24 protein-coding genes, 1 tRNA gene and 1 pseudogene are annotated in these 24,637 nt (G+C 68.5%); 14 read left to right on the top strand and 12 right to left on the bottom strand.

Annotated features, from left to right (window positions below):
• The first annotated feature begins 122 nt into the window (after positions 1 to 122).
• Together Q7T09_RS15700 and Q7T09_RS15695 are read left to right on the top strand one after the other, a co-directional pair.
• Positions 123 to 1,304 carry an efflux RND transporter periplasmic adaptor subunit gene (locus tag Q7T09_RS15700; RefSeq protein WP_304700932.1) on the top strand — a complete coding sequence of 394 codons (1,182 nt, stop codon included), beginning with the start codon at positions 123 to 125 and terminating at the stop codon, positions 1,302 to 1,304.
• A complete protein-coding gene (locus Q7T09_RS15695) occupies positions 1,304 to 4,534 on the top strand; it encodes an efflux RND transporter permease subunit (RefSeq protein WP_304700962.1) in 3,231 nt (1,076 codons plus the stop codon). Before Q7T09_RS15700 ends, Q7T09_RS15695 begins: the two co-directional genes overlap by 1 nt.
• Before the next feature lie 481 nt (positions 4,535 to 5,015).
• Here Q7T09_RS15695 and Q7T09_RS15690 read toward each other — a convergent pair whose 3' ends face one another.
• Together Q7T09_RS15690 and Q7T09_RS15685 are read right to left on the bottom strand one after the other, a co-directional pair.
• Positions 5,016 to 5,546 carry a cytochrome c family protein gene (locus Q7T09_RS15690; RefSeq protein ID WP_304700931.1) on the bottom strand — a complete coding sequence of 177 codons (531 nt, stop codon included), beginning with the start codon at positions 5,544 to 5,546 and terminating at the stop codon, positions 5,016 to 5,018.
• A 62-nt stretch (positions 5,547 to 5,608) separates the two neighbouring features.
• Complete coding sequence (locus tag Q7T09_RS15685) at positions 5,609 to 6,076, bottom strand: YaiI/YqxD family protein (RefSeq protein WP_304700930.1); 468 nt, start codon at positions 6,074 to 6,076, stop codon at positions 5,609 to 5,611.
• 155 nt (positions 6,077 to 6,231) lie between these two features.
• Between Q7T09_RS15685 and Q7T09_RS15680 the strand changes: the two genes are divergently transcribed.
• Positions 6,232 to 6,420 carry a hypothetical protein gene (locus Q7T09_RS15680; protein WP_304700929.1) on the top strand — a complete coding sequence of 63 codons (189 nt, stop codon included), beginning with the start codon at positions 6,232 to 6,234 and terminating at the stop codon, positions 6,418 to 6,420.
• Positions 6,421 to 6,429: 9 nt separating this feature from the next.
• Here Q7T09_RS15680 and Q7T09_RS15675 read toward each other — a convergent pair whose 3' ends face one another.
• Positions 6,430 to 6,768, bottom strand: a complete 339-nt coding sequence (locus Q7T09_RS15675) for a PilZ domain-containing protein (protein WP_304700927.1) — start codon at positions 6,766 to 6,768, stop codon at positions 6,430 to 6,432.
• A gap of 105 nt (positions 6,769 to 6,873) precedes the next feature.
• Positions 6,874 to 6,949: transfer RNA gene (locus Q7T09_RS15670), tRNA-Thr, on the bottom strand.
• A gap of 148 nt (positions 6,950 to 7,097) precedes the next feature.
• Here Q7T09_RS15670 and Q7T09_RS15665 point away from each other — a divergent pair.
• Together Q7T09_RS15665 and Q7T09_RS15660 are read left to right on the top strand one after the other, a co-directional pair.
• Positions 7,098 to 7,610: an SRPBCC family protein gene (locus Q7T09_RS15665; RefSeq protein WP_304700925.1), complete on the top strand. Its 513-nt coding sequence runs from the start codon at positions 7,098 to 7,100 to the stop codon at positions 7,608 to 7,610.
• Positions 7,611 to 8,077: 467 nt separating this feature from the next.
• Positions 8,078 to 9,487: an amidase gene (locus Q7T09_RS15660; RefSeq protein ID WP_304700923.1), complete on the top strand. Its 1,410-nt coding sequence runs from the start codon at positions 8,078 to 8,080 to the stop codon at positions 9,485 to 9,487.
• A gap of 100 nt (positions 9,488 to 9,587) precedes the next feature.
• Here Q7T09_RS15660 and Q7T09_RS15655 read toward each other — a convergent pair whose 3' ends face one another.
• From Q7T09_RS15655 to Q7T09_RS15640, 4 genes are read right to left on the bottom strand one after another with little or no spacing between them, the layout of a single operon-like run.
• Positions 9,588 to 10,379 (bottom strand): ABC transporter permease, encoded by a 792-nt coding sequence (locus Q7T09_RS15655; RefSeq protein ID WP_304700922.1) that lies wholly within the window; start codon positions 10,377 to 10,379, stop codon positions 9,588 to 9,590.
• On the bottom strand, positions 10,376 to 11,272 hold the full coding sequence (locus tag Q7T09_RS15650) for an ABC transporter permease (protein WP_304700921.1): 897 nt from the start codon (positions 11,270 to 11,272) through the stop codon (positions 10,376 to 10,378). Before Q7T09_RS15650 ends, Q7T09_RS15655 begins: the two co-directional genes overlap by 4 nt.
• Positions 11,269 to 12,432, bottom strand: a complete 1,164-nt coding sequence (locus Q7T09_RS15645) for an ABC transporter ATP-binding protein (protein WP_304700920.1) — start codon at positions 12,430 to 12,432, stop codon at positions 11,269 to 11,271. Before Q7T09_RS15645 ends, Q7T09_RS15650 begins: the two co-directional genes overlap by 4 nt.
• Positions 12,429 to 13,532: a polyamine ABC transporter substrate-binding protein gene (locus Q7T09_RS15640; protein WP_304700919.1), complete on the bottom strand. Its 1,104-nt coding sequence runs from the start codon at positions 13,530 to 13,532 to the stop codon at positions 12,429 to 12,431. Before Q7T09_RS15640 ends, Q7T09_RS15645 begins: the two co-directional genes overlap by 4 nt.
• A gap of 92 nt (positions 13,533 to 13,624) precedes the next feature.
• On the opposite strand from Q7T09_RS15640, the gene Q7T09_RS15635 reads away from it, so the two are divergent.
• From Q7T09_RS15635 to Q7T09_RS15615, 5 genes and pseudogenes are all read left to right on the top strand, one after another.
• Positions 13,625 to 13,978 carry a DMT family protein gene (locus Q7T09_RS15635; RefSeq protein ID WP_304700917.1) on the top strand — a complete coding sequence of 118 codons (354 nt, stop codon included), beginning with the start codon at positions 13,625 to 13,627 and terminating at the stop codon, positions 13,976 to 13,978.
• Positions 13,979 to 15,118 carry an aminotransferase class I/II-fold pyridoxal phosphate-dependent enzyme gene (locus tag Q7T09_RS15630; RefSeq protein ID WP_304700915.1) on the top strand — a complete coding sequence of 380 codons (1,140 nt, stop codon included), beginning with the start codon at positions 13,979 to 13,981 and terminating at the stop codon, positions 15,116 to 15,118.
• Between the two features lie 128 nt (positions 15,119 to 15,246).
• Positions 15,247 to 15,546, top strand: a pseudogene (locus Q7T09_RS15625) (MerR family transcriptional regulator); the annotation flags it as partial.
• Between the two features lie 111 nt (positions 15,547 to 15,657).
• Positions 15,658 to 16,620 carry a phosphoribosylaminoimidazolesuccinocarboxamide synthase gene (locus tag Q7T09_RS15620; RefSeq protein ID WP_370689268.1) on the top strand — a complete coding sequence of 321 codons (963 nt, stop codon included), beginning with the start codon at positions 15,658 to 15,660 and terminating at the stop codon, positions 16,618 to 16,620.
• Positions 16,621 to 16,630: 10 nt separating this feature from the next.
• The gene (locus Q7T09_RS15615) at positions 16,631 to 17,296 is read left to right on the top strand and encodes an HAD family phosphatase (protein ID WP_304700914.1); all 666 of its coding nucleotides are present in this window, start codon (positions 16,631 to 16,633) and stop codon (positions 17,294 to 17,296) included.
• A 16-nt stretch (positions 17,297 to 17,312) separates the two neighbouring features.
• Here the strand turns inward: Q7T09_RS15615 and Q7T09_RS15610 are convergent, their stop codons facing one another.
• A complete protein-coding gene (locus Q7T09_RS15610; protein WP_304700913.1) occupies positions 17,313 to 17,735 on the bottom strand; it encodes a DUF1761 domain-containing protein in 423 nt (140 codons plus the stop codon).
• A gap of 170 nt (positions 17,736 to 17,905) precedes the next feature.
• Between Q7T09_RS15610 and metG the strand changes: the two genes are divergently transcribed.
• Positions 17,906 to 19,723: a methionine--tRNA ligase gene (metG, locus tag Q7T09_RS15605; protein WP_304700912.1), complete on the top strand. Its 1,818-nt coding sequence runs from the start codon at positions 17,906 to 17,908 to the stop codon at positions 19,721 to 19,723.
• A gap of 42 nt (positions 19,724 to 19,765) precedes the next feature.
• Here metG and Q7T09_RS15600 read toward each other — a convergent pair whose 3' ends face one another.
• Positions 19,766 to 20,866, bottom strand: a complete 1,101-nt coding sequence (locus Q7T09_RS15600) for a tetratricopeptide repeat protein (protein WP_304700911.1) — start codon at positions 20,864 to 20,866, stop codon at positions 19,766 to 19,768.
• A 61-nt stretch (positions 20,867 to 20,927) separates the two neighbouring features.
• A complete protein-coding gene (locus tag Q7T09_RS15595) occupies positions 20,928 to 21,665 on the bottom strand; it encodes an EcsC family protein (protein ID WP_304700909.1) in 738 nt (245 codons plus the stop codon).
• A gap of 175 nt (positions 21,666 to 21,840) precedes the next feature.
• On the opposite strand from Q7T09_RS15595, the gene Q7T09_RS15590 reads away from it, so the two are divergent.
• Together Q7T09_RS15590 and Q7T09_RS15585 are read left to right on the top strand one after the other, a co-directional pair.
• Positions 21,841 to 22,608: an SDR family NAD(P)-dependent oxidoreductase gene (locus tag Q7T09_RS15590; RefSeq protein ID WP_304700908.1), complete on the top strand. Its 768-nt coding sequence runs from the start codon at positions 21,841 to 21,843 to the stop codon at positions 22,606 to 22,608.
• A 38-nt stretch (positions 22,609 to 22,646) separates the two neighbouring features.
• Positions 22,647 to 22,943, top strand: coding sequence for a hypothetical protein (locus Q7T09_RS15585; RefSeq protein ID WP_304700907.1), 297 nt, complete (start codon positions 22,647 to 22,649; stop codon positions 22,941 to 22,943).
• Here the strand turns inward: Q7T09_RS15585 and Q7T09_RS15580 are convergent.
• Entirely contained in the window at positions 22,921 to 24,117 is a 1,197-nt protein-coding gene (locus tag Q7T09_RS15580; RefSeq protein WP_304700905.1) for a TIGR03862 family flavoprotein, read from the bottom strand. The genes Q7T09_RS15585 and Q7T09_RS15580 overlap by 23 nt on opposite strands.
• Before the next feature lie 98 nt (positions 24,118 to 24,215).
• Between Q7T09_RS15580 and Q7T09_RS15575 the strand changes: the two genes are divergently transcribed.
• Positions 24,216 to 24,353: a hypothetical protein gene (locus tag Q7T09_RS15575; RefSeq protein WP_304700904.1), complete on the top strand. Its 138-nt coding sequence runs from the start codon at positions 24,216 to 24,218 to the stop codon at positions 24,351 to 24,353.
• Positions 24,354 to 24,637 lie beyond the last annotated feature (284 nt).

The following is a 24,637-nucleotide window of genomic DNA, read 5'->3' as shown; positions in this document are numbered from 1 at the left end:
TCCGGCCAGACACGTACAGCCATCGTTCTGTCACTGGACGGGCGCTAGGTACTGGCCATAAGACCGCGCGATAATTGAACCCCCTGGCCGCCCGCATTATCGAGGCGACGGAGTCCCCCCGCTTGCTACGACGCCATTTCTTCCTCGCCGGCGCGATCCTTGTGCTGATCCTCATGTTGATCGTCGGCGCGTACAAGCTGACCCTTGGCAAGAAGGCGGGCCCGGGCGGCCCTCCCGCGGCCACGGCTCAAGGCCCCGGCGGCGGCCAGGCTGGCGGGCAGGGCGGCGCCCGGGGTCCCGGCGGCATGGGCGCTCCGGCCGAGGTCTCGGTGGTCACCATCCAGGCCCGCCCCTTCACCGACACCCTCGACGTGATCGGTGTGGCCAAGGGCCGCCAGTCGGTCACCCTCACCGCGGCGGCCACCCAGCTGGTGGAGCGGGTGCGCTTCTCGCCCGGCCAGTCGGTGGGCAAGGGCGCGGTGCTGGTGGAGCTCAAGGCCACCGAGCAGGACGCCGGCCTGGCCCAGGCCCAGGCCAGCATGGTCCAGGCCCAGCGCGCCTATGACCGCTACAAGGCGCTGGGCCAGCGGGGCTTCGCCTCCAAGGCCATGATCGACCAGTACGAGGCCAACTATCTCTCGGCCAAGGCCAATGTCGCCGCCGCCCAGGCCCGCCAGGGCGACCGCCTGATCCGCGCGCCGTTCTCCGGGATCGTCGGCCTGTCCGACATCGCCCCCGGCGCCCTGATCAACCCCGGCGCGGCCATCGTCACCCTCGACGACACCAGCGCGATCCGCGTCGATTTCCAGGTGCCCGACCGCTACATCGCCTCGGTCCGCCAGGGCCAGGCGGTCACCGCCACGGTCGACGCCTATCCCGGCGAACATATCAGCGGCCGTATCGCCCTGCTGGACACCCGCATCGACGAGAAGACCCGCGCGCTCACCGCCAGGGCCGAATTCCCCAATCCCGACCGCCGGCTAAAGCCCGGCATGATGATGCGGGTGGCCATCGCCCAGGGCACGCGCATCGGGCTGTCGGCCCCGGAATCGGCGGTCTCTGTCCAGGGCGACAACGCCTTCGTCTACGTGCTGGCCACGCAGGGCGACCGCACCGTGGCCGAGCAGCGGCCGGTGGTCACCGGGGTGCGCCAGGACGGCTTCGTCGAGCTGAAGGACGGGGTCGCCGCCGGCGACCGCATCGTCGGCGACGGCCTCAACAAGGTGCAGCCCAACCAGGCCGTTCGTCCGGCCGGCCAGGGCGGCCAGCGCCAGGGAGCGGGCGGCGCCCGGCCCGCGGCATGATGCTGTCCGACATTTCCGTCCGCCGCCCGGTGCTCGCCGCGGTGGCGGCGATCATCCTGTGCGTGGTGGGCCTGGCCTGCTTCACTTCGCTGTCGGTCCGCGAGCTGCCCAGCGTCGACCCGCCGGTGGTCTCGGTCAGCACCACCTATCGCGGCGCCTCGGCCGAGGTGGTGGAGGAGCGGATCACCGAGGTGATCGAGCGCCAGGTGGCCGGCATCCAGGGCATCGACCGGGTCAATTCCTCCTCGCGGGACGGCACCTCGCGCATCAGCGTCTCCTTCGCCCTGGACCGCGACCTCGACACCGCGGCCAACGACGTGCGCGACGCCGTCAGCCGGGTGACCTCCCAGCTGCCGCAGCAGGCCGACCCGCCGCAGATCGCCAAGGCCAACGCCGACGCCTCGCCGATCATGTTCCTGGCGTTCTCTTCCACCAAGCTGAACCGGCTGCAGCTGTCGGACTACGCCAACCGCTATCTGGTGGAGCGGATCTCCACCATTCCCGGCGTCGCCCAGGTGAACCTCGGCGGCAGCCAGCTCTATTCCATGCGCATCTGGCTCGACCCCCAGGCCATGGCCTCGCGCGGCATCACCGTCGACGACGTCGAGACCGCGCTGAACGCCCAGAACCTGGAGCTGCCGGCCGGCGCCCTGGAGGCCCCCGCCAAGGACTTCACCATCCGCGTCGCCCGCGGCTATTCCACCCCCGAGCAGTTCCGCGAACTGCCGGTGACCGCCTCGCGGACCGCGGCGACCGCCTCCGGCAGCGTGGCGGGCGAGAGCGGGGCCTTGGGGTCCTCCGCCGCCGCCTCTGGCGTGGCCTCAGCCAGCGACGCCGGCTCCAACGCCTATGTCACCCGCCTGGGGGACATCGCCCGCATCGAGGAGGGGGCCGACGAGCGCCGTCGCACCTTCCGCTCCAATGGCCGCGACATGGTCGGCATCGCCATCACCCGGCAGAGCCAGGCCAACGACCTGGAGATCTCCAAGGGGGTCGCCGACCAGCTGCCGGAGATCAACAAGTCCCTGCCGCCCGGCACCAAGCTGGAGATCGCGGTGGACTTCACCGTCTTCACCAAGCACGCGATCCAGGAGGTCTGGATCACCATGGCGATCTCGCTGGCCCTGGTGGCCCTGGTGAACTTCGTCTTCCTGGGCACCTGGCGCGCCGCCATCATCCCCTCGGTGGTGGCCCCGATCTGTATCCTCTCGACCTTCATCGTGCTCGCCCCCCTGGGCTTCTCCATCAACCTGCTGACCCTGCTGGCCCTGGTCCTGGCCATCGGCCTGGTGGTGGATGACGCCATCGTGGTGGTGGAGAACATCCAGCGCCGCGTGGACGAGGGCGAACCCCCGGTGGTTGCCGCCCAGCGCGGCGCCCGCCAGGTGTTCTTCGCCGTGGTGGCCACCACCATCGTGCTGATCTCGGTGTTCGCACCGCTGATGTTCCTGCCGGGCTATATCGGCAAGCTGTTCGTCGAGCTGGCCGTGGCCATCACCGCGGCGGTGGCCTTCTCGGCCCTGCTGGCCCTGAGCCTCTCGCCGATGCTGGCGTCGAAGCTGCTGCGCCCGGCCAGGGGCGAGGGCTTCATCGCCCGCCATGTCGACTCCGGCATGGGCAAGCTGCGCAACTCCTACCACGCCTCCCTCGACGCCTTGCTGGGCCGCCGCGCGGCCTCCGTCTCCGCCGTGGCCCTGGTGCTGGTGCTGGCGGGCCTGGCCTTCGCCCTCTTCAACAGCCTGCCGCGCGAGCTGGTCCCCAACGAGGACCGCGGCCGCGTGGACATCAACCTCCAGGGCCCCGAAGGCGCCGGCTACGACTACACCCTGCCGGCCGCCCAGCAGGTGGAGGCCCGCCTCCAGGCCCTGCTGAAGGACGGGACCATCACCCGCTACACCCTGGGCGTCCCGCGCTTCGGCCAGAACCAGTTCAACACCGGCAACGCCAACGCGTCCCTGCCGGACGACGCCAAGCACAAGATCAGCTCCCAGGACCTGGCCGCCCAGCTCAACAAGGACTTCGCCAAGATCACCGCCATCCGCGCCATCGCCTCGGTGCGGCCGAGCCTGCAGCGTGGCGGCGGCCCAGGGGGCGGCGGCGGCAATGTCGACGTCATCGTGGTGGGCAACGAATATCCGGAGATCGAGCGCGCCATCCGGCCGCTGATGACCGCCGTCCAGGCCAATCCCGGCATGGCCCGGCCGCGCCTGGACTATGAGCCCACCTCGCCGCGCCTGCTGGTGGACCTGGACCGCGACAAGGCCGCCAGCCTCGGGGTCTCGGCCCAGTCCGTGGGCCGAGCGCTTGAGACCATGTTCGGCTCGCGCAAGGTCACCACCTACATCCGCGACGGCCAGGAATACGACGTCATCCTGCAGACCGACCGCGCCAACCGCCAGAACGAGAGCGACCTGGCCAGCCTCTATGTGCGGACCAATTCCGGGGCCACCATTCCGCTGTCCTCGGTGGTCACCACCCATGTGCGCGGCGACACCCCCGACCGGTCCCGTGTCGACCGCCTGCGGGCTATCACCCTGAGCGTCCAGCTCAACCCCGGCTACACGGTGGGCGAGGCGGTGACCTTCCTGCAGGCCGAGGTCGCCAAGCACCCCGGCACCACGGTGAAGTGGGGCGGCGCGGCCCGCGACTACCTCGAGGCGGGCGGCGCCGTGGGCCTGGCCTTCGGCATGGCCCTGCTGCTGGTCTTCCTGGTGCTGGCCGCCCAGTTCGAGAGCTGGATCCACCCGGCGGTGATCATGCTGACCGTGCCGGTCGCCGTGCTGGGGGGCCTGTTCGGCCTGCTGATCTCGGGCTCGACGATCAACACCTACAGCCAGATCGGGCTGATCATCCTGGTGGGGATCGCCGCCAAGAACGGCATCCTCATCGTGGAGTTCGCCAACCAGCTGCGGGACGACGGCCTGTCGATCCGCGAGGCGGTGATCGAGAGCGCCTCGCTTCGCCTGCGGCCGATCATCATGACCTCGATCTCCGCGGCGGCCGGCGCCATCCCGCTGATCGTCTGGGGCGGGGCCGGGGGCGAGAGCCGCAAGACCATCGGGGTGGTGATCTTCTTCGGGGCCATCTTCACGACCCTGCTGACCCTGTTCGTCGTGCCGATCTTCTACAACCTGCTGGCGCGCTTCACGAAATCGCCCCTGGCCACCTCCCGCCGCATCGAGGCCTTCGAGGAGGCCGAGCAGACCCGCGCGGCCAACGCCGCCGAGTAGGATCCCCGCAAGAGCCCTCCCCGCCGAGGCGAGGAGGGAGTTGCGTAGATGGGATGGTTGCGCCGGCGGCGACGGGGGCGTCGCACAGCCGGCGCCGGCATGGCCCTAGCGGGGAAGGCCATGCCCCTAGACCCGCCCTCACCAGGGGGGAGACGGGCGGGATAGAATGTCGCGGCTGAGATGCTCGACCAGACCCGACCCCAATATGGTGACGGCGCCTGAGATGCGCGTCAAGGTTGCCCAGGCGTCACCACACGTTTTCCGAGCCAACCTGTTATGTGGGGTTGAGGCGGGCCGCCCTGGGGTGGCGGCGGGCGCTCACGACGGCCTGGGATCGAGACGATCCCAGGCCATGATCGCAATGCGGGTTAGAGCGCGTCAGGCGGAAGTGGATACCGGTTCCGCCGTCCGACGTGCTCCAATATTTTGAATCTAGACCCTTCTTTCCGTTTCAGATGGGTCCATCTGAAACGGTCAGGGTCTAGTGCGACTCGCCTTCCTCGTGGGCCTTGTAGCCCGTCTCGACCTTCAGATAGGCGATCAGGTCGACCCGGTCCTTGGCGTCCTTGACGCCGATGAAGGTCATCTTGGTGCCGGGCATGAAGGTCTTGGGGCTGGTGAGCCACTGGTCCAGGTGATCGGCGTCCCAGGTGAAGGCCGCGGCCTTCACGGCGTCGGAATAGTTGAAGTCCGGCGCCGAGCCCGGCTTGCGGCCGAACATGCCGTAGAGGTTCGGGCCGGTCATGTTGGCGCCGCCGGGCACGATGGTGTGGCAGGACTTGCAGACGGCGAACACCTTCTTGCCGTTGGCCAGGTCGCCGGTGTTGTAGGGGGCCGGCAGGCTCTCCAGCAGCTCGTGCTTCTCCTCGTCGCTGGGCTCGGCCACGGCGGCGGCCGGCGCGGCGGCCTCGGCGTGTTCCTCGCTCTTCTCGCCCTTCTCGGCGGTCTTGCCGCAGGCCGACAGGCCGGCGAGGCAAACGGTGGCGACGAGCGTCAGGGCGAGGCGGCGCATGGGAAATCTCTCCTATCAGGGCGGCCGGCAAGCTACTCGAAGCCGCACCTTTGGCAAGCGCCTCAACCCCGTTTGCGCCGCTCCTTCTGGATGATCTCGTCCAGGGCCTGCAGGAAGCGCGACCGGTCGTTGCGGTCGAAGGGCTTGGGGCCTCCCAGGATGTCGCCGGTGGAGCGCAGCTGCTCCATCAGGGCCCGGTTGGCGATGGCCTGGCCGATGGAGTCGGCGGTGAAGGGCTTGCCGTTGGGGGTCACCGCGTGGCCGTGGGCCTGCAGCACGCGCTCGGCCAGCGGGATGTCGTTGGTCACCACCACGTCGCCGGGGGCCACGTGCTCGGCGATCCAGTCGTCGGCCACGTCGGGGCCGGCGTCGACGATCACCCGCGCGATCATCGGGGACTTGGGGATCATCATGAAGGCGTTGGAGACCACCCAGGTCTTCAGGCCGTAGCGCTGGGCGACCTTGTAGATCTCGTCCTTCACCGGGCAGGCGTCGGCGTCGATGAAGATCTCGATGGGCTTGTGCGTCATGGCCCGTGCCTATCGCCATCTTCGGGAAACCGACAGGGGGCGCCTGACTCGAACGCGCGACAAATCGCCCGGCGGTTGAATCCTTGTTCGTGACAAGCACACGATCCAGGCGCAAGCTCCCGTTCTCCACCATCTCTGTCGGACAGGAGGTTCCATTGGCGCCCGAGGTCTTACGAGCCCTCAATATCACCCACTTCGAGCGGCTGCTGATGTCGGAACGCGAGCCCGACCAACGCCGCGTCATCGAACAACTGCTGGCGGAGGAACGGCTCAAGCCGCTCAGCGCCTATCCGTGCGAGAACTCCGAGCGGCCGGGCGCCCACGACGCGAAGGGCGTCGCCTAGACCTGGAGGCTAGGTCTTCAGCGACAGCCAAGCGGCCTTGATCTGGGCGAAGGCGGGGTCGGTCTCGGTTTCCAGGCTGTGCTTCTGGTTGATCTTGCAGCCCACCATGTCGTGATTGCGCCACTTGGCCCGCACGATGAACACTTGGCCGTCCGGAACGTGCAGCACGGTCAGCGCCTTGGGCAGGGGCACCAGGGCCGGAATCTCCAGCTTCAACCCGCTGGCGCTGACGTCGCGCATCGTGGCGTCCCACCAGGATCCGAGGTTGGGACCATAGAAGACCCTCACCCGATCGCTGACGGGGGCGCGGGGTTCTATACGACGATCGATCCAGGCGGCTTCAGACATGGGCCTAGCTCATAGGCCAAGGATGCTAAATTTTTCTAAGCTTCGCCGTTTCCCGGCGGAATGCGACGAGGAGGCGCAGTTTGGCGCCGGATACAGGACCTGAATTGGTGCCGGATACAGGACTCGAACCCGTGACCTTCGGTTTACAAAACCGCTGCTCTACCAGCTGAGCTAATCCGGCGTCTGTCGTGGCCCGGGGCTGGGGCCGGGTCGCCATTCCTTAGCTGCTTCGCGGCGCGGGGGGCAACCGCTTCCGCCTGGGAGGGGTTTGACGTGGGTCAACGAGCCTTGCCGCGCGCTCCCCTAGGGTTGGGCCTAGGAGGTGACCCATGTCAGACGCTCAACTTGGCCCCGCGACCTTCTCCCGCGAGGGCCCGATGGTGGTGGCGACCCTGAGCCGCGAGATCGCGGCCGATCCCCAGGCGGTATGGGCCGCCCTGACCGCGCCGGAGAGCCTCCCGCAGTGGTTGGCCCCTGGGACGATCGAGTTGCGGCCCGGCGGCGCGGTGCGCCTGGACTTCGGCGACAGCGGGGTCGTCGTCGACTCGACGGTCAGCGCCGTGGAGCCCGGCCGCCTGCTGGAATATTCCTGGAGCGGCCCCGGCGAGCCTCAGCGGCCCGTCCGCTGGGAGATCGCCCCCCGCGGCGAGGCCGTCGACCTGACCCTGACCCTGAAGCTGCCGCCGGAGGAGGACGCCGGGCGCTCGGCGGCCGGCTGGGCGGCGCACCTGGAGATGCTGGCCTGCGCCCTGGCCGGGGTCCCCATCAAGTTCCCCTTCGAGGCCTTCAAGGCCACCCGCGACGCCTATCGCGACGTCGTGGGCGTGAAGGTCGACTACTAGAGCGTGACAGCCTGAAGTGGCTGCCGGTTCAGGCGCCCGTCACGCTCTAAACTTAAGAGGACGAGCCTGTTCATCCGTTTCAGGCGAGTCCACCTGAAACGGACAGGCTCTAGCGGCCAAGGAAAAGGCGCTCCCGGCCAAGCCGGAAGCGCCAACACCTGTCCCCCGACAGGTCAACCGTCGCTCACCGAGCGCCAGTCTCCAAAAACCTGACCGGGTTATGCCCAAGACTCGGGCCGACCGCAAACTGGTCTGGCGTCGCAGGGGAAAGAGAAAGCCCCGGCGCTCCTGTGAGGGAGCCCGGGGCCAGGGCGACGGCTCAAGTCGGGGGGGCGATTTGCCGTCGCCCCTTATCAATTCGCGGGCCCGAAGAGTGTTCCCAAGAAAAATGCCTTTCACGCGAATTTCTGTGTCGCCCCGGCCAAGCGCTCTGTGATCCTCTGGCCGCAACGACAGGGAGAGCGGCCATGAAGTTCGACGAGTATCGCCAGCACGACGCCGTGGGCCTGGCCGGACTGGTGGCCAAGGGCGAGGTTTCCGCGGGCGAACTGCTGGAGACCGCCGTCGAACGGATGGGGCAGGTCAATCCGGCCCTCAACGCTGTCACCCTCGACCTCGCCGACTTCGGCCGGAAGGAAGCCGCCGCCAAGCTGGAGGGCCCCCTGGCCGGCGTGCCCTTCCTGCTGAAGGACCTCGGCGCGACCCTGGCCGGGACGGTGACCTCCTCGGGCTCGGCCCTGCTGAAGGACAATGTGGCCGCCGCCGACAGCGCGCTCACCACCGCCTACCGCCAGGCCGGCCTGGTGATCTTCGGCAAGACCAACACCCCTGAATTCGGCCTGATGCCGATCACCGAGAGCGCCTTCCTGGGGCCCTGCCGCAATCCGTGGGACGTCTCGCGGACGCCCGGCGGCTCCTCGGGCGGGGCGGCCTCGGCGGTGGCGGCGGGCATCGTGCCGGCGGCCCACGCCAGCGACGGCGGCGGCTCGATCCGCACGCCCGCCTCGGCCTGCGGCCTGTTCGGGATGAAGCCGTCGCGCGGCCGGGTCTCCTTCGCGCCCCTGGGGGAGGGCTGGGGCGGGGCCTCGATCCAGCACGCCGTCACCCGCTCGGTCCGCGACAGCGCGCTCCTGCTGGACATCGCCTGCCGGCCGCAGCCGGGGGACCCCTATTATCTGGACGCGCCCGCCACCCCCTACGCCCAGGAGGTGGGCCGCGCGCCCGGCAAGCTGCGGATCGGTTTCACCACCGCGGCGCTGGCCTCCGACGCCCTGGATCCCGAATGCGTCCAGGCGGTGCTGGACGCCGCCCGGCTCTGCGAGAGCCTCGGCCACACGGTGGAGGAGGTGAGCGTGCCGGGGAACCTGGCGGCCATGCAGCAGGGCGCGGGCGACGTGATCGCCGCCAGCGTCGCGGCCACCTTTGATGCGGAGGCGCAGCGGCGCGGCCGTCCGGTCGCCGAGGACGAGGTGGAGATGCTCACCTGGGGCATGTACCGGCGGGGAACCGGGGTCAGCGGCGGGACCTATGTCCGCGGCCTGGCCGCCATCCACGCCTATGGCCGGGCGGTGGCCGGCCTGTTCGAAACCTACGACGTCCTGCTGCTCTCCACCCTGGGGACACCGCCCATCCCCATCGGCCACCTGACGGAGGACCTGCGGGCCTTCACCGAGCGGCTCTTCAAGTTCATGCCCAACACCCAGGCCTTCAACAACACCGGCCAGCCGGCCATGACCGTGCCGCTGGCCTGGTCGAAGGGCGGCCTGCCCATCGGCCTGCAGTTCGTGGGCCGCATGGCCGGCGAGGCGACCCTGTTCCGCCTGGCCGGGCAACTGGAAACGGCCAAACCCTGGTTCGACCGCGTCGCCCCGATCTAGAGCTGTTCCCGTTTCGAATGAATCGAAACGGAGCTCTAGATTCCTTGCTTGGTCGCTCTTCCTGATCGCCTGACTTGATCCAAGTCAGGCGGGAAACGCTCTAGGCGTCGCGACCGCGGCGCCGATTCTGGAACAGGTAGGCCGCGATCACCCCGGTGGCCACCAGACCTACCAGCAGGGTGGAGACCGCGTTGATCTCCGGGCTGACCCCCAGCCGCACCTGGCTGTAGATCCGCATCGGCAGGGTTGTGGCGCCGGGTCCCGAGGTGAAGCTGGCGATCACCAGGTCGTCCAGGGACAGCGTAAAGGCCAGCATCCAGGCCGCCGCCACGGCCGGCGCGATATTGGGCAGGGTGACGGCGAAGAAGGCCTTGAGCGGCGTGCAGCCGAGGTCGCGGGCGGCTTCCTCCAGGGCCTTGTCGAAGCTGATCAACCGGGCCTGGACCACCACCGTGACGTAGCAGAGGGTGACCGTGGCGTGGCTCACCGTCACCGTCCAGAACCCGCGCGGCAGGCCGAAGGCTACGAACAGCAGCAGCAGGGACAGGCCCAGGATCACCTCGGGCATCACCAGGGGGGCGTAGATCATGCCGGAGAACAGCAGCCGCCCCTTGAACCGCCCCGACCGCACCAGGGCCACGGCCGCCAGGGTTCCCAGCACCGTGGCCAGGCTCGCCGAGATCAACCCGACCCGCAGGGTCACCCAGATGGCGGCCAGCAGCTGGTCGTCCCGCAGCAGGGCTCCGTACCACTTGGTGGAGAACCCGCCCCAGACCGTCACCAGCCGGCTGGCGTTGAAGGAATAGACCACCAGCAGCACGATGGGCAGGTGGAGGAAGGCCAGGCCCGCCACCACCGAGGCGATGTTGAAGGCCGAGGGTCCGCGCTTCATCGGCCGGCCTCGATCATCTTGGTCTGCTGGCGTTGATAGAGGACGATGGGGATCACCAGGGTGGCCAGCATGGCGATGGCCACGGCCGAGGCGGCCGGCCAGTCGCGGTTGGCGAAGAACTCGGTCCAGATGGTCTTGCCCAGCATCAGGGTGCCCGAGCCCCCCAGCAGGTCGGGGATCACGAACTCGCCCACCATGGGGATGAAGCAGAGCAGGGCTCCGGCGCCCACGCCGGGCAGGGAGAGGGGGAAGGTCACCCGCCAGAAGGCCTGGGTCCGCGTGCAGCCCAGGTCGGCGGCGGCCTCCAGCAGGCTCTGGTCTTGCTTCTCCAGCACCGCGTAGAGCGGCAGCACCATGAAGGGCAGGTAGGCGTAGACCAGGCCGATATAGACCGCGGTGTCGGTGTTGAGCAGGTTCAGCTCGGGCAGGCCGAACTGGGAGAGGAAGGTGTTGAGCAGCCCCTCGGGCTTCAGCACCGCGATCCAGGCATAGACCCGGATCAGGAAGCTGGTCCAGAAGGGTAGGATCACCGCCATCAGCAGGGCCTGCCGCGTCGAGGCGGCGAACCGCGACATGCCGTAGGCGATGGGATAGCCGATCACCAACAGGATCCCCGTGGCCACGGCCGCGAACATCAGGCTGGAGAGGTAGGAGGCGATGTAGAGGCTGTCGCGGGTCAGCCGCGCATAGGTCTCGAAGTCCAGGGCGGCGAAGAAGGCCCGCACGCCGGCCCAGCCCGCGCTCCAGTCCACCCGGGGCGCATAGGGCGGCATGGCGAGCGCGGTGTCCGACAGGGACAGCTTGGCCACCAGCAGGAACGGAAACAGGAAGAAGACCCCCAGCCACAGGAAGGGGGCAAGCGCCGCCAGGCCGGTCCTGGGGCGACCCTTCATCGGGTCAGCACCACGGCGGCGTCGGGGGCGAAGGTCAGCCAACAGAGGTCGTCGCAGGCGATGGGCCGGGCCACCAGGCGCGAGGCGTTGGCCCGGGCGGCGCGCACGGTGCGGCCGCTCTCCAGCTCCACCACATAGGTGGTCCAGTCGCCGAGATAGCCGTAATCGGCCACCTTGCCGGCCATGCGGTTGGGGCCCTCCTTGGGCGGGTCGAGATGCAGCTGGATCTTCTCGGGCCGCACCCCCAGCCAGGCGGTGGAGCCCACGGCCAGCCGGTCGTCCTCCAGGGCCTCGAAGCCCACTGGGCAGTCGGGGGTGGCCAGCGTGACGCGCTTGCCGTCGGCGGCGGTCACGGCGCCCTCGAACAGGTTTACGTCGCCGATGAAGTCGGCCACGTAGCGGGAATTGGGGGTCTCGTAGACCTCGGCGGGCCGGCCGATCTGGACGATATGGCCCTCGCGCATCACCGCGATGCGGTCGGCGGTGACCATGGCCTCCTCCTGGTCGTGGGTGACGATCAGGAAGGTCATGCCCAGGCGCTGCTGCAGGGCGATCAGCTCGAACTGGGTCTCCTCGCGCAGCTTCTTGTCGAGCGCCGCCAGGGGCTCGTCCAGCAGCAGCATCTTGGGGTTGGGGGCGATAGCGCGGGCGAGCGCCACCCGCTGGCGCTGGCCGCCCGAGAGCTGGTGGGGCTTGCGCCGCGCCAGGCCCTCCAGCCGCACCAGGGCCAGCATCTCGGTCACCCGGTCTGCGATCTGGCCCTTGGGCGTTCCCTGCTGCTTGAGGCCAAAGGCGATGTTCTGCTCCACCGAGAGGTGGGGGAAGAGGGCGTAGGACTGGAACATCATGTTCACGGGCCGTTGGTGCGGCGACCGGCCAGCCAGGTCCTCCCCGGCCAGGGTGATGCGTCCGGCGTCCGGGGTCTCGAAGCCGGCCAGCAGGCGCATCAGGGTGGTCTTGCCGCAGCCCGACGGACCCAGCAGGGCGAAGAACTCGCTCTCATAGATCGACAACGAGACATCGTTCACCGCCGTCTCGTTCCCGAAACGCTTGGTCACACCCTCGAACCGCACCAGGGGCTCTAGGGAGGGATCGGCCCAGGGAGCGAAACTGGAACGGACGGCGCCGATGTTCAGGCGCGGCCGGCGAGAGGTGCTCATTGACCTGTCTGCACCCGTGTCCACTGGCGGTTCACGTCGCGCAGCAGCGGCTGCGCCTTGGAGGAGGTGACGAACAGGGTCAGCAGCTGGTCGGGTGTCGGATAGACGTTGGGATTGTCCCGCACATCGGGGGCCACCAGGGCGGTGGCCGCCTTGTTGGCGTTGGCGTACTCGGTGAAGGTCGAGGCCCGGGCGATCACCTCGGGGCGCAGCATGTAGTCGAGGAACTTGTAGGCCGCGGCCGGGTTCGGGGCGTCCTTGGGGATGGTGAAGACGTCGAACCAGACCTGGCTGCCCTCCTTGGGCACCACATAGTCCAGGTGCACCTTGTCGCCGGCTTCCGCCGCGCGGCTCTTGGCCTGCAGCATGTCGCCGGAGTAGCCGACAGCGATGCAGATATCGCCGTTGGCCAGGGCCTCGATGGATTCCGAGGAGTGGAACTTGCGGATGTAGGGACGGGCCTTGAGGAACATCTCGGTAGCCGCCTGATAGTCCTCCAGCGCCGTGGAGTTGGGATTCTTGCCCAGATAGTTCAGGGCCACGGCGTACATGTCCTCCGAGGCGTCCAGCCAATAGACCCCGCAGTCCTTCAGCTTGGCCAGGTTCTCCGGCTTGAAGACGATGTCCCAGCTGTCGATGGTCACGCCGGGCAGACGCTTGGCGATGGCGTCCTTGTTGTAGCCTATGCCGATGGTGCCCCACATGTAGGGGACGCTGTATTTCGCGCCCGGATCGAAGGGTTCCATATAGGCCATGATGTCCGGCCACAGGTTGGAGAGACCGGTCAGCTTGGACTTGTCCAGCGGCTGGATGGCGCCGGCGGTGATGTAGCGGGGGACATTGTGGTTGGAGGGGACGACCAGGTCGTAGCCGGTGTTTCCCTGCAGCACCTTGGTCTCCAGGACCTCATTGGAATCAAAGGTGTCGTAGACGACCTTGACGCCCGTCTCCTTGGTGAAGTCCTTCAGGATCGCCGGGTCGATATAGTCCGACCAATTGTAGATGTGCAGCGTTCCAGGGCCGCCCTGACCGCAGGACGCCAGGACCAGCGCCATCATCCCGACCGCGGCCGTGCCCAGCCGCTTTCCCCAATCCGCCATCGCGTTCTCCCCCATGCGTCACCCAAGGTTATAGGGCTGCGAACCGCCGCGTTAAGTGCGAAATCAACGATCCCCCGGCCCGGAGCCCCCGCATGCCCATGACGACGGCGGCCATCGCCCCGATCCTCCTGCTGATCGCCTCCAACATCTTCATGACCTTCGCCTGGTACGGGCACCTGAAGGTGGAGCACCGGCCGATCTGGCTGCTGATCCTGGCCAGCTGGGGGATCGCCTTCTTCGAATACTGCCTGGCCGTCCCGGCCAACCGGATCGGGCGCGGTGTCTACGATCCGATGGAGCTGAAGGCGATGCAGGAGGTGATCACCCTGCTGATCTTCGCCATCTTCTCCGTGACCTATCTGGGGGAGCGGTTCACCTGGAATCACGCCATCGGGTTCCTGCTGATCGCCGCCGGGGCCTTCTTCGTTTTCAAGGGACCGCTCTAGATGCCCGCCCAGATCGATCCCTTCCACGCCATCGGCATCAGCACGCTGGCCCACCGGCTGAAGGCCGAGGGGGCCTCGATCATCCACATGGAGTTCGGCCAGCCCTCCACCGGCGCGCCGAAGGCGGCCATCGCCGTGGCCCACGAGATGCTGGACACCGACCGCGGCGGCTACTGGGAGAGCCCGGCCCTGCGCGCCCGCATCGCCCGGCACTACCAGGAGACCTATGGCGTCACGGTGGCGCCCGAGCGGGTGATCCTGACCTGCGGGGCCTCGCCGGCCCTGGTCCTGGCGCTCGCCTCCACCTTCAATCCCGGGGACCGGGTGGCCCTGGCGCGGCCGGGCTATGTCGCCTACCGCAACACACTCAAGGCCCTGCATCTGGAGCCGGTGGAGATCGCCTGCGGCCCGGAGAGCCGGTTCCAGCTCACCGCCGCCCACCTGGCGGCCCTGGATCCCGCGCCGGCCGGGGTGATCGTCGCCAGCCCCGCCAATCCCACCGGCACCATTATCGAGGCCGCCGAACTGGAGGCCATCGCCCAGGTCTGCCGGGAACGCGGCATCCGCATCGTCTCCGACGAAATCTATCACGGCCTCAGCTATGTGGACCCGGCGCGGTCGATGCTGGAGTTCGAGCCCGACGCCCTGGTGGTGAACAGCTTCTCCAAATATTTCAGCATGGTGGGCTGGCGTCTTGGCTGGCTGCTGGCGCCGGAGCGGGACCTGTCGCGGGCGCGGGCCTATGTCGGCAACCTGTTCCTCACCGCGCCCTCGCTAAGCCAGCACGTCGCCCTGGCGGCCATGGACGAACGTGAGGAGCTCGAGGAAAACGTGGCGGTCTACCGCGCCAATCGCGACCTGCTGCTGGCCGCCCTGCCCAAGCTCGGCCTGACCCAGATCGCGCCGCCGGACGGCGCCTTCTACATCTATGCCGACATCGGCCACCTGACTCGCGACAGCCTGGCCTTCTGCAAGGACCTGCTGCGCGACACCGGTGTCGCGACCGCCCCAGGGCTCGACTTCGATCCCGTCGAGGGCGGCCACTTCATCCGCTTCAGCTTCGCGGTCTCCACGCCCTTGATCGAGGAGGCCATCAGCCGCCTGATTCCGTGGTTCGCCGCGCGGGCGGGGAAGGCTTAGGGCGCGTCCGGCAGGCAAGCTGCGGGGGCTTGGCGGGGCGGCGAGCCGAAGGGGTTGGAAAATAGGGCTTGAGCCGGACCCTGGGTCCGGCCTGATAGGTGGGCGCGTCCAACGGAGACGCTGATAGCATGAGCGAACGCTTCCTCAGTCCCAGCGAGACGGCGCGCCGCCTCGGGGTCGGCGTGCGAGCCCTGCGCCTCTACGAGCGGAGAGGGTTGGTGGGCCCGGGCCGGACGCAAGCCGGTTGGCGCGTCTATGGTCCTGAAGAGATCGAACGCCTGCACCAAGTGCTGACGCTCAAATCCCTTGGGCTGTCCCTGGCCCGCATCACCCAGCTGCTCGACGGGCGGGCGGCGGACCTGCCGGCGCTTCTGGCCCTGCAGGAGGATGTGCTCACCACCCGCATCAACGACCTGCAGCGGGCCCGCAAGTCGGTGCAGGCGGCGCGGACGAAGGTCTCGCGTGACGGACGGCTCTCCCTGGAAGATCTCATCGACCTGGTTCGCGAGACCACCCTGTCGACGCTGGAGGAGGCGAGGCTGGCGGCCAGCGCCCATCAGGTGCTGCGCGACGCGATCGATCCGGCCCTTCCCGGGCTTTACCGTGGCAAGGTGCGCGACAACTACGACCTGCCGGACGGGCGACGGATCCTCGTCACGTCTGACCGCCTGTCGGCCTTCGACCAAGTGCTGTGCTGCGTCCCCTTCAAGGGCCAGGTGCTGAATGGCGTCGCCCGATGGGCCTTCGAGCAGACCGCCGACCTGTGTCCCAACCACGTGCTGGACTATCCCGACCCAAACATCGTCGTCGGCCGCCGCCTCAAGATTTTGCCGGTCGAGATTGTCGTGCGCGGCTACCTCGCGGGTACGACCAGCACTTCGATCCTGACCATGTACCGGGCTGGCCGCCGGGAAATGTACGGGCGCCGGCTGCCTGACGGCCTGGCCGACAATCAGGCGCTTGAGACCGCGATCATCACGCCCACAAGCAAGGCTGCCGATGGCGGCCATGACGTGCCGTTGACCCCGGACGAGATCGTGTCGCGCGGCCTGCTCAGCCAGGCGCAGTGGCGCCAGATCAGTGAAACCGCCCTGGCCCTTTTCGCCCGCGGCCAAGCGCTGGCCGCCGAGCGCGGCCTGATCCTCGCCGACACAAAGTACGAGTTCGGCTTGGATGCAGAAGGCGCCCTCCGTCTCGCAGACGAAATCCACACACCTGACTCCAGTCGCTACTGGCGGGCCGACACCTATCCGCAGCGGTTCGCCGCCGGCGAGGCCCCCGACAGCTTCGACAAGGACGTGATCCGCGCCTGGGTCGCCGCGCGATGCGACCCCTACCGGGACGAAGTGCCCGAAATTCCCCCAGAGCTGATCTGGAAGACCGCCCTGACATATGTGGAAGCTCACGAGCGGATCACCGGTCGTGCGTTTGAGCCGCCAGGGCCAACACCGCCGGTGCACGAGCGCGTCCTGGCGGCCCTAGGGGATTTCCACGCTCACTGAGGCGCACGCCATGACCTTGCCGCACCGGCCACTCGCCGTGATCTTCGACATGGACGGCCTGCTGTTCGACACTGAGGCGCTCTGGAACGCCGCGCTTCTGTCGGCCGCCGCAGAAGCCGGACATCAGATTCCGGACGCGGTCTACAACGGCTCCATCGGCCTGCGGCGCTCGCAATGCGGCCCCCTGTTCCGATCGCACTTCGGTGAGGATTTCCCCTTCGAGGACTTCCACGCCGACTGGCGTCGCCATTTCTGGCGGATCGCCGAGAGTGGGCCCGCCCTGAAGTCGGGCGTCACGGGCCTGCTGGATCTCCTGGACCAGCTTGGCCTGCCGCGCGCCATCGCCACCTCGTCATCCCGGGCGACCGTCGACCGCCATCTGTCCGCCCACGGCCTGGCCGCTCGTTTCCAGCAGCTCGTCTGCCGGGGCGACTATGAGAACGGCAAGCCCGCCCCCGATCCGTTCCTGAAGGCCGCCGAGCGACTGGGGGTCGAGCCTCGCCTCTGTCTGGCGCTGGAGGACTCCCATGTGGGCGTCCGGTCGGGAGCCGCCGCCGGCATGATGACGGTCATGGTTCCCGACCTGCTGGAGCCCACCCCGGAGATCGGCGGCCTCTGCGTCTTGGTCGCGCGGGACCTCCTTCAGGTCCGAGATCTGGTCCTCGCCCACCGATGAGAGCGGTCGCGCCGCCTCAGGCCGCCTTCGCCCGTCGCGGCATCAGTCCCAGGACCGCGCCGGCCACCAGATAGCTCACCAGCTGGTAGCCCATATTGATCAGCACCAGGTTCGGGGCCAGGCCCATGTAGAGGTATTCAATGGCCATGGTGGTGAAATTGAAGAAGAACCACACCGCCGCGGCCGCCCCGATGCCGGCCAGGGAATTGATGCCCATGCGCGCGAAGACCCAGGCCAGGCCGATCACCAGGATCAGGGTGTTCACCACCCCCAGGCTCTGGGTGACCGCCATGTTGGTCATGTCGGGGTCGCGTCCGATGGAGTTGCGATAGGCGGCGCTCCAAGCCTCGCCCAGCAGCGGGCCGTACCAGAGGAAGCCCAGGCCCTCCAGCAGGACAACGCTGATCAGCACGGCGATCCAATTGATGTTCTTCAACATTTGTCTCTTCCCTTGCTACGTCGCGGCTCTGTCGACCGCGTCCCATACCGACGTTATGCTGAAGCTTGCCGTAGGGAAAGGCGAGGGGGACTTGCGCGGGCGGCTTGGGGAAACCAGATGGGGCGCCCTATAAGCCGCGCTTCCCGCAACTCCTCATTTCGAGTCCGCCCATGTCCCGCATCCTCATCACCTCGGCCTTGCCCTACATCAACGGGATCAAGCACCTGGGGAACCTGGCGGGCTCCATGCTGCCGGCCGACGTCTATGCCCGCTTCCAGCGGGCGCGGGGCCGTGAGACGCTCTACATCTGCGCCACCGACGAGCACGGCACTCCGGCCGAGCTGGGCGCCGCAGCCCTGGGCCAGGACGTGCGGTCCTACTGCGACGAGCAGCACCAGATCCAGCGCGACCTCTATGCCGGGTTCGGCATCAGCTTCGACCACTTCGGCCGTTCGTCCTCCGTGCAGAACCGCACCCTGACCCAGCGCTTCGCGCAAGGGCTGTGGGAGGCCGGCTTCATCGAGGGCCGGGTCACCCAGCAGGTCTATTCGAACGCCGACAAGCGTTTCCTGCCCGATCGCTACGTGGTCGGCACCTGCCCGCACTGCGGCTACAACGCCGCCCGCGGCGATCAGTGCGACAACTGCACCCGCCAGCTCGACCCCGTCGACCTGATCCACCCGCGCTCGTCGGTCTCGGGCTCGGACGACATCGAGATCCGCGACTCCCTGCACCTGTTCCTCAAGCAGACCGCCTTCGACGGGAAGCTGCGGGAATGGATCACCGACAAGAAGGGCAAGTGGCCGGTGCTGGTCACCTCCACGGCGCTGAAGTGGCTGGACGAGGGGTTGCAGGACCGCGGCATCACCCGGGACCTGGAATGGGGCGTGCCGGTCAACGCCGCCGACTGGGGCCCCAATCCGGCGGGCGAGCGGCCCGACGTGGCGGGGCTGGCCGGCAAGGTCTTCTATGTCTGGTTCGACGCCCCCATCGAGTACATCGGCGCCACCTGGGAATGGTCGGCGGCCAAGCCGGGCGCGGACCCCGCCAGCGAAACGGAGTACGAGAGCTGGTGGCGCGGCCCCGGCGCCGACGACGTCAACTATGTGGAGTTCATGGGCAAGGACAACGTGCCCTTCCACACCGTGGGCTTCCCCTGCACCCTGTTCGGCTCCAACGAGACCAAGAACGCCGACGGCTCCTGGCGGCCGTCGTCCAACGCGCCCTGGAAGCTGGTGGACACCCTCAAGGGCTTCAACTGGCTGAACTATTACGGCGGCCGGTTCTCCACGACCCACCAGCGGGGCGTGTTCATCGACGCGGCCTTGGAGATCCTGCCGGCCGACTACTGGCGCTGGTGGATCATGGCCAATGCGCCGGAGAGCAGCGACACCATGTTCACCTGGGAGCAGTTCCAGGCCCAGGTGAACGCCGACCTCGCCGACGTGCTGGGCAACTTCGTCAACCGCATCCTGAAGTTCACCGAGACCCGCTTCGAGGGCGTGGTCCCCGAGGGCGGCGAGGCCGGACCGCTGGAGGAGAAGCTCCACGCCGACGTCGCCGCCAAGCTCGCCGAGCTCAACGAGCAGATGGAGGCCATCGACTTCCGCAAGGCGACCCAGGCCCTGCGGCAGCTCTGGGTGCTGGGCAACCAGTACCTCACCGAGGCCGCCCCCTGGACCGCCATCAAGACCGACCCGGTCCGCGCGGCGGTGGCGGTGCGCACCGGCCTGAACCTGGTGGCCCTGTTCGCCAAGGTCTCCGAGCCCTTCATCCCCTTCGCCGCGGCGAAGATCGCCGGCGGGGTGGGGGAGGCCTTCCCGGGCGCCTGGCCGACCGGGGAGGGCGCCGCGCTGCTCGACATCCTGCCCGCCGGCCGCAAGGTCGAAGCCCCCGAGGTGCTGTTCAAGAAGATCGAGAACGACCAGGTCGCCGCCTGGCTGGACCGCTTCGGCGGTCCGGAGCCCGTCGAGTCCGAGGCCGAATGAGCCACCCGAAGTCCGATTGCGCCGTACGTCAGAGTCTCGCGCCTAGCCGGGCCTTGCCCAAGCTGCGACGCCGGCGTCGAAGTAAGGCTTTCCAACAGCGGGATTGATAGCCGTCGCTGCGTCGATGTCCGCCTTGGCTTCGGCGCCTAGGCCCAACTCGTGCCGCGCAGCCCCCCGCAGGAACAGCGCGTCGGCATCTTTGGGATCAAGCCGAAGGCCGCTGTCCGCATCGGCGAGCGCTAGATCCAGCGACCCCATACGCAGGTGGACAAAGGCTCGCGTTGCCCTCGCGGGCGCGCTCTCCGGCTGAAGGCTGACGGACCGATCACAGTCCTGCAGCGCGAGGGGCAGGTCGCGTCCCATCAAGGCGCGAACCCAGCATCTGTTGTTCAGATTGGTTGGATCGTCACTCCCGAGGGAGAGAGCTTTGTCATAATCGGCGAGCGCGGGTTCAAGCTTGCCAAGCCTGGAATAGACGTCAGCGCGAAGGCCGTAAGCCTCGCCATAGGTCCCGAGCAACCTGATGGCCTGGGTGTAAGCCTCGATGGCGCCATCACTGTCGCCCATCTTCTCGAGGATCTGCCCTCTCACCCGACGGGCGAGGGGTTCGGTCTTCAGCCGATAGGCATGATCAACGTCGCTCAGCGCCTGATCAAATTGCCCGAGCGCCATGTGTGCGATGCCACGATTGATGAGAGCGAGGGGGTAGATCGGCCTCAGGCTCAGCGCTTGGTCGTAGTTGGCGATCGCCGTGTCGTGCCGCCCAAGCTCATTGTAGGCGTTACCGCGATTGTTGAACGCGGAAGCCCGCGTCGGGTCGAGGCCGATGGCGGCGTCGAAATCCACGATGGCGCGCGGGTAGTCTTGCTTTTGCAGGTAGATGACGCCGCGATTGGAGTAGGCGGCCGCGAGGTTGGGGGATAGCCGGATAGCCTCGTCGAGATCGCGCAGCGCCCCGTCGTTATCTCCCGCGAGCACCAGTTTGGCGGCGCGGTTCACCAGGAATTCCGGATCCGATGCGCCTGAGGCCGATGTCGCTGAGATAGCCAAGGCAAGCGCCATTCCGATGCTCGCGAGCCGTGGTGTCATCGATACCCGACGCGGCGAACCATTGATGCCATGAGGCAAGCTGAAGACTTTCATTCGGTCAGTTTGCAACCGTTCCGGAAGCGGTCAATGGCGTAGCTTGCGTGGCACGTGACCTTTAGGCCTTGGCGAACCACCGCATGCGGTAGGCGTTCATCGCTGTCTCGCCGAGGCGGTCCAGCAGGCGGTAGTTGACGATTGCGCCCACCGGGGCGCCGATCACCGGGATCAACTGGGCCAGCTTGGCCAGGTCGATATAGTCGCGGTACTCCTGCTGGAAGCGGCGCCAGTCGAGGCTCTCCAGGCCGCCATCCGCCATCGCCTGGGCGCTGTTCCAGTCGGCCAGGGTGGCGTAGGCCTCGGGCCGCCGTGAGGCGCTGGAGAAGGCCAGGCTGAAGATGCGCAGGATGTAGAGCCGCTCGGCCAGGTCGTCGCCGGAGTGGCCGTAGATGGCGGCCAGGTCGAACAGCAGCTTGATCTTCAGCCCGATCAGCACCGGAAAGTCCGCCGCCGCCAGCAGGAAGCCGCCGGCCCCCACCACACCGCCCTCGGCCGCCGCGGTGGTGCGCCAGGCCATGATCTTGTCGCGGGCCTGGGCCTCGCGGGCGCGAAGGGTGGCGCCCTCCACCGGCGGCGGGCTAGTATAGTCGGCGCCGGTGAGCATCGCCCGGGTCATCTGTTCGATGGCGCCGGTGATGACGGCGTGGGCCTTCTCCGGGATCAGGGCGTTGATGCGGTCCTGCACGGCCCGGGCGGCCTTGTCCAAGGCCCCGGCGGGCTTGAGCACACGCTCGCGCCAGGCGGCCATCTCGGCCAGGACCTGGGCGTCATAGGCGACGTCGGAAATCTCGCTCATGGCGCCGGTGTGAACGGGAGATGGCGAACCCGCAAGTCCGCGCGCGGCGCCATACCTGATGCTCGAAAACTTGCCCTGACCCGGCGGAAAGCCCTCGCCACCCGCGCCAAGCCTCGCCATAAAGCCCGCTTTCAACGGCGCAGCGACGTCGGCTCTTTGTTTGCGAGGAAACCCATTGCGCAATCTGTTCAGCGTTGAAGGCAAGGTCGTTCTGGTCACCGGCGGCAGCCGCGGCATCGGCGAGATGATCGCCCGGGGCTATGTGGAGAATGGGGCCAAGGTCTACATCTCCTCGCGCAAGGCCGAGGTCTGCGACCGGGTGGCCGAGGAGTTGTCGGAGTTCGGAACCTGCATCTCGCTGCCCTTCGACCTGGGCGCCATGGCCGGCATCGAGGGCCTGGCCGCGGCCATCGCCGAGCGGGAGCCCAGGCTGGACGTGCTGGTGAACAACGCCGGCGCCACCTGGGGGGCGCCCATCGACGAGTTCCCCGAGAGCGGCTGGGACAAGGTGGTGGACCTCAACACCAAGTCGGTCTTCTTCCTGACCCAGAAGCTGCTGCCGCAGCTGCGCGCCGCCGCCACCCACGAGGATCCGTCCCGGGTGATCAACATCGCCTCGGTGAACGGCATCGAGCCCCCCGGCCTGGAGACCTATTCCTATTCCACCTCCAAGGCCGGCTGCATCATGCTGACCCGCCACCTGGCCAAGCGCCTGGCGCCGGAGAACATCCTGGTCAACGCCATCGCGCCGGGGCCCTTCCCCAGCCACATGATGGCCGCCACCCTGGCCCGCGCCGGAGACGCCATCGCCAAGGCCAATCCGCGGGGCCGTATCGGCACCCCCCAGGACATCGCCGGCGTGGCCATCTTCCTGTCCTCGCGGGCCAGCGCCTACACGACGGGGACCACCGTGCCCTGCGACGGCGGCTCGGCCGAATTCTAGGCTAGGCCGCCCGCCGTATCGGCCCTATCAGGGTCGGCATGGCGGGCGGTTGGCTGATCGGCGTGATGGTGCAGGCTCCGGAAGAGAAGACCTTCCTGCGGCACTATTTCGCCGTGGGTCACGAAGACCGCGCCAAGGCCGAATGGACCGGCGTCGACCATGCGCTCAAGGCCGGGATCGTGGCTTCCAGCCCGGTGGCGGGCCTGGAGCCGGTCCAGGCCATCAGCCAGGTTCCGGCCAGCCTGATGAAGACCCTGGGCCTCGCCGACGGTCAGGTCCGGGCCCTGGGGTGGAAGTACCCTCGCCGCTGGATCATTCCCCACCTGGCGGTTTAGCCAGAATGGCCCGGGCCGCCGCGACGCCGGTGGCGAAACAGGCCTGCAGCAGATAGCCGCCGGTGGGCGCCTCCCAGTCCAGCATCTCGCCGGCCACATAGACGCCCGGCCGGGCCTTCAGCATCAGATCCTCGTCCACCGCGTCGAAGCGCACCCCGCCGGCCGTGGAGATGGCGCGGGCCAGGCCCTGCGTCCCGGTCAGCCGGATCGGAACCCGCTTGATGGCGGAGGCCAGGTCGGCGGGCAGGGCGACGCCGTGGGCCTCCCGCAGCAGGCTGATCTCCAGGGGCGAGAGGTTGGCGGCCTTGCGCAGGAAGGTGGCCGTGGACTGCGCGTCCCGGGGCCGGTCTAGGCGGGCGGCGAGCTGCTCGTGGCTCAGGCCGGGCCTCAGGTCGATCTCCACGGTCGCCGACCCCGCCTGGGCGATGGCCGCGCGCAGGTCGGCCGAGAGGGCGTAGACCGCGCCGCCCTCGATCCCGTATTCGGCCACCACCGCCTCGCCGCGCAGGGTGCGGCGGCCGTGGGACAGGGCGATCGCCTTCAGCGGCTGGCCCGCGAAGCGCTCGCGGAACATCGGGCTCCAGTCGACGGTGAAGCCGACATTGGCCGGTTCGAAGGGCGCCAGGGCCACCCCCTGCGCAGCCAGGGTCTGGGCCCAGGCGCCGTCGGAGCCCAGCCTGGCCCAGCTTGCGCCCCCGAGCGCCAGGACCGTGGCGGCGGGCCGCGCGGTCTCGCCACCCGCGAACACCAGGTCGCCGGCCGCGTTCCAGCCGCGCCAGTCCATGCGGGTGCGGAAGCTCACCCCCTGGCGATCCAGCCGCGCCAGCCAGGCGCGGAGCAGGGGCGAGGCCTTCAGGCTCCTGGGAAACACCCGGCCGCTGGAGCCCACGAAGGTGGGCTGGCCAAGATCTTCGGCCCAGGCCGTCAGGTCTGCGGGCGCGAAGGCCTCCAGCAGGGGGCGAAGATGCTCGGCCGCCGGGCCATAGCGGCCGACAAAGGCGCGAAAGTCCTCGGAGTGGGTGAGGTTCAGGCCGCCGCGCCCGGCCATCAGGAACTTCCGCCCTGGGCTCGGCATGCGCTCATAGACGGTGACCGCCCGCCCGGCGCGGCTCAGCACCTCGGCGGCCATCAGGCCCGCCGGCCCGCCGCCGATCACCGCAATCGTCTCGTCCATGGCGGGTGTTTAGCCGAGGCGGCGGCCGGCGTCCGCAATCTGTCGCCTCAGGGACGGAGGAGTGTGCGATGGTGGGAGTCTAACTCAGGGGCCTCGACATGAAACCGCCAGCCAAGGGCCAGCCCCGCATCTATGCGCCGCCAACCCCCAAGGTCGCCCGCCTGAAGCCCGGCAAGGTGCTGACCGCCGCCGAGAAGGCGGCCTTCCTGGCCTCCCGGCCCGACCTCAAGACCTGAGGCCCGCGACCACAGCCGGAGAGTCCCCGGGGGACATGGAACGGGGGCTCTCCGGCCTTGGCGACTGGAGGTGGGGCTCGTCGCCGATGGGGGAACGAGCCAAGGCCAAGCTTTGTTCCCGGCGGAGATGAACAAGCGGCGCCGGCGCCCGTTCAGCGTGGGTTCAAGCCCGCGGCGGCATTGTTCATCCCAAGGCCGGACGTCATTTCCCGTCCCTCAACGCGACGTCCGGTCCCCGGCGCGCCAGGCTCCCTCCCGGGCTTGGCGCGCCGTTCTGCGTTCAG

This window comes from Phenylobacterium sp., from assembly GCF_030645195.1.
Taxonomy (GTDB): Bacteria; Pseudomonadota; Alphaproteobacteria; order Caulobacterales; family Caulobacteraceae; genus Phenylobacterium.
This window is presented reverse-complemented; position numbering and strand designations above follow the sequence as displayed.

What these genes read in the sequence shown, in the direction of transcription:
- Q7T09_RS15695 (WP_304700962.1), top strand. Translation starts at nt 1,304, where the DNA reads ATGCTGTCCGACATTTCCGTCCGCCGCCCGGTGCTCGCCGCGGTGGCG.
- Q7T09_RS15690 (WP_304700931.1), bottom strand. Translation starts at nt 5,546, where the DNA reads ATGCGCCGCCTCGCCCTGACGCTCGTCGCCACCGTTTGCCTCGCCGGC.
- Q7T09_RS15685 (WP_304700930.1), bottom strand. Translation starts at nt 6,076, where the DNA reads ATGACGCACAAGCCCATCGAGATCTTCATCGACGCCGACGCCTGCCCG.
- Q7T09_RS15675 (WP_304700927.1), bottom strand. Translation starts at nt 6,768, where the DNA reads ATGTCTGAAGCCGCCTGGATCGATCGTCGTATAGAACCCCGCGCCCCC.
- Q7T09_RS15665 (WP_304700925.1), top strand. Translation starts at nt 7,098, where the DNA reads ATGTCAGACGCTCAACTTGGCCCCGCGACCTTCTCCCGCGAGGGCCCG.
- Q7T09_RS15660 (WP_304700923.1), top strand. Translation starts at nt 8,078, where the DNA reads ATGAAGTTCGACGAGTATCGCCAGCACGACGCCGTGGGCCTGGCCGGA.
- Q7T09_RS15655 (WP_304700922.1), bottom strand. Translation starts at nt 10,379, where the DNA reads ATGAAGCGCGGACCCTCGGCCTTCAACATCGCCTCGGTGGTGGCGGGC.
- Q7T09_RS15650 (WP_304700921.1), bottom strand. Translation starts at nt 11,272, where the DNA reads ATGAAGGGTCGCCCCAGGACCGGCCTGGCGGCGCTTGCCCCCTTCCTG.
- Q7T09_RS15645 (WP_304700920.1), bottom strand. Translation starts at nt 12,432, where the DNA reads ATGAGCACCTCTCGCCGGCCGCGCCTGAACATCGGCGCCGTCCGTTCC.
- Q7T09_RS15640 (WP_304700919.1), bottom strand. Translation starts at nt 13,532, where the DNA reads ATGGCGGATTGGGGAAAGCGGCTGGGCACGGCCGCGGTCGGGATGATG.
- Q7T09_RS15635 (WP_304700917.1), top strand. Translation starts at nt 13,625, where the DNA reads ATGCCCATGACGACGGCGGCCATCGCCCCGATCCTCCTGCTGATCGCC.
- Q7T09_RS15630 (WP_304700915.1), top strand. Translation starts at nt 13,979, where the DNA reads ATGCCCGCCCAGATCGATCCCTTCCACGCCATCGGCATCAGCACGCTG.
- Q7T09_RS15615 (WP_304700914.1), top strand. Translation starts at nt 16,631, where the DNA reads ATGACCTTGCCGCACCGGCCACTCGCCGTGATCTTCGACATGGACGGC.
- Q7T09_RS15610 (WP_304700913.1), bottom strand. Translation starts at nt 17,735, where the DNA reads ATGTTGAAGAACATCAATTGGATCGCCGTGCTGATCAGCGTTGTCCTG.
- metG (WP_304700912.1), top strand. Translation starts at nt 17,906, where the DNA reads ATGTCCCGCATCCTCATCACCTCGGCCTTGCCCTACATCAACGGGATC.
- Q7T09_RS15600 (WP_304700911.1), bottom strand. Translation starts at nt 20,866, where the DNA reads ATGAAAGTCTTCAGCTTGCCTCATGGCATCAATGGTTCGCCGCGTCGG.
- Q7T09_RS15595 (WP_304700909.1), bottom strand. Translation starts at nt 21,665, where the DNA reads ATGAGCGAGATTTCCGACGTCGCCTATGACGCCCAGGTCCTGGCCGAG.
- Q7T09_RS15585 (WP_304700907.1), top strand. Translation starts at nt 22,647, where the DNA reads ATGGCGGGCGGTTGGCTGATCGGCGTGATGGTGCAGGCTCCGGAAGAG.
- Q7T09_RS15580 (WP_304700905.1), bottom strand. Translation starts at nt 24,117, where the DNA reads ATGGACGAGACGATTGCGGTGATCGGCGGCGGGCCGGCGGGCCTGATG.
- Q7T09_RS15575 (WP_304700904.1), top strand. Translation starts at nt 24,216, where the DNA reads ATGAAACCGCCAGCCAAGGGCCAGCCCCGCATCTATGCGCCGCCAACC.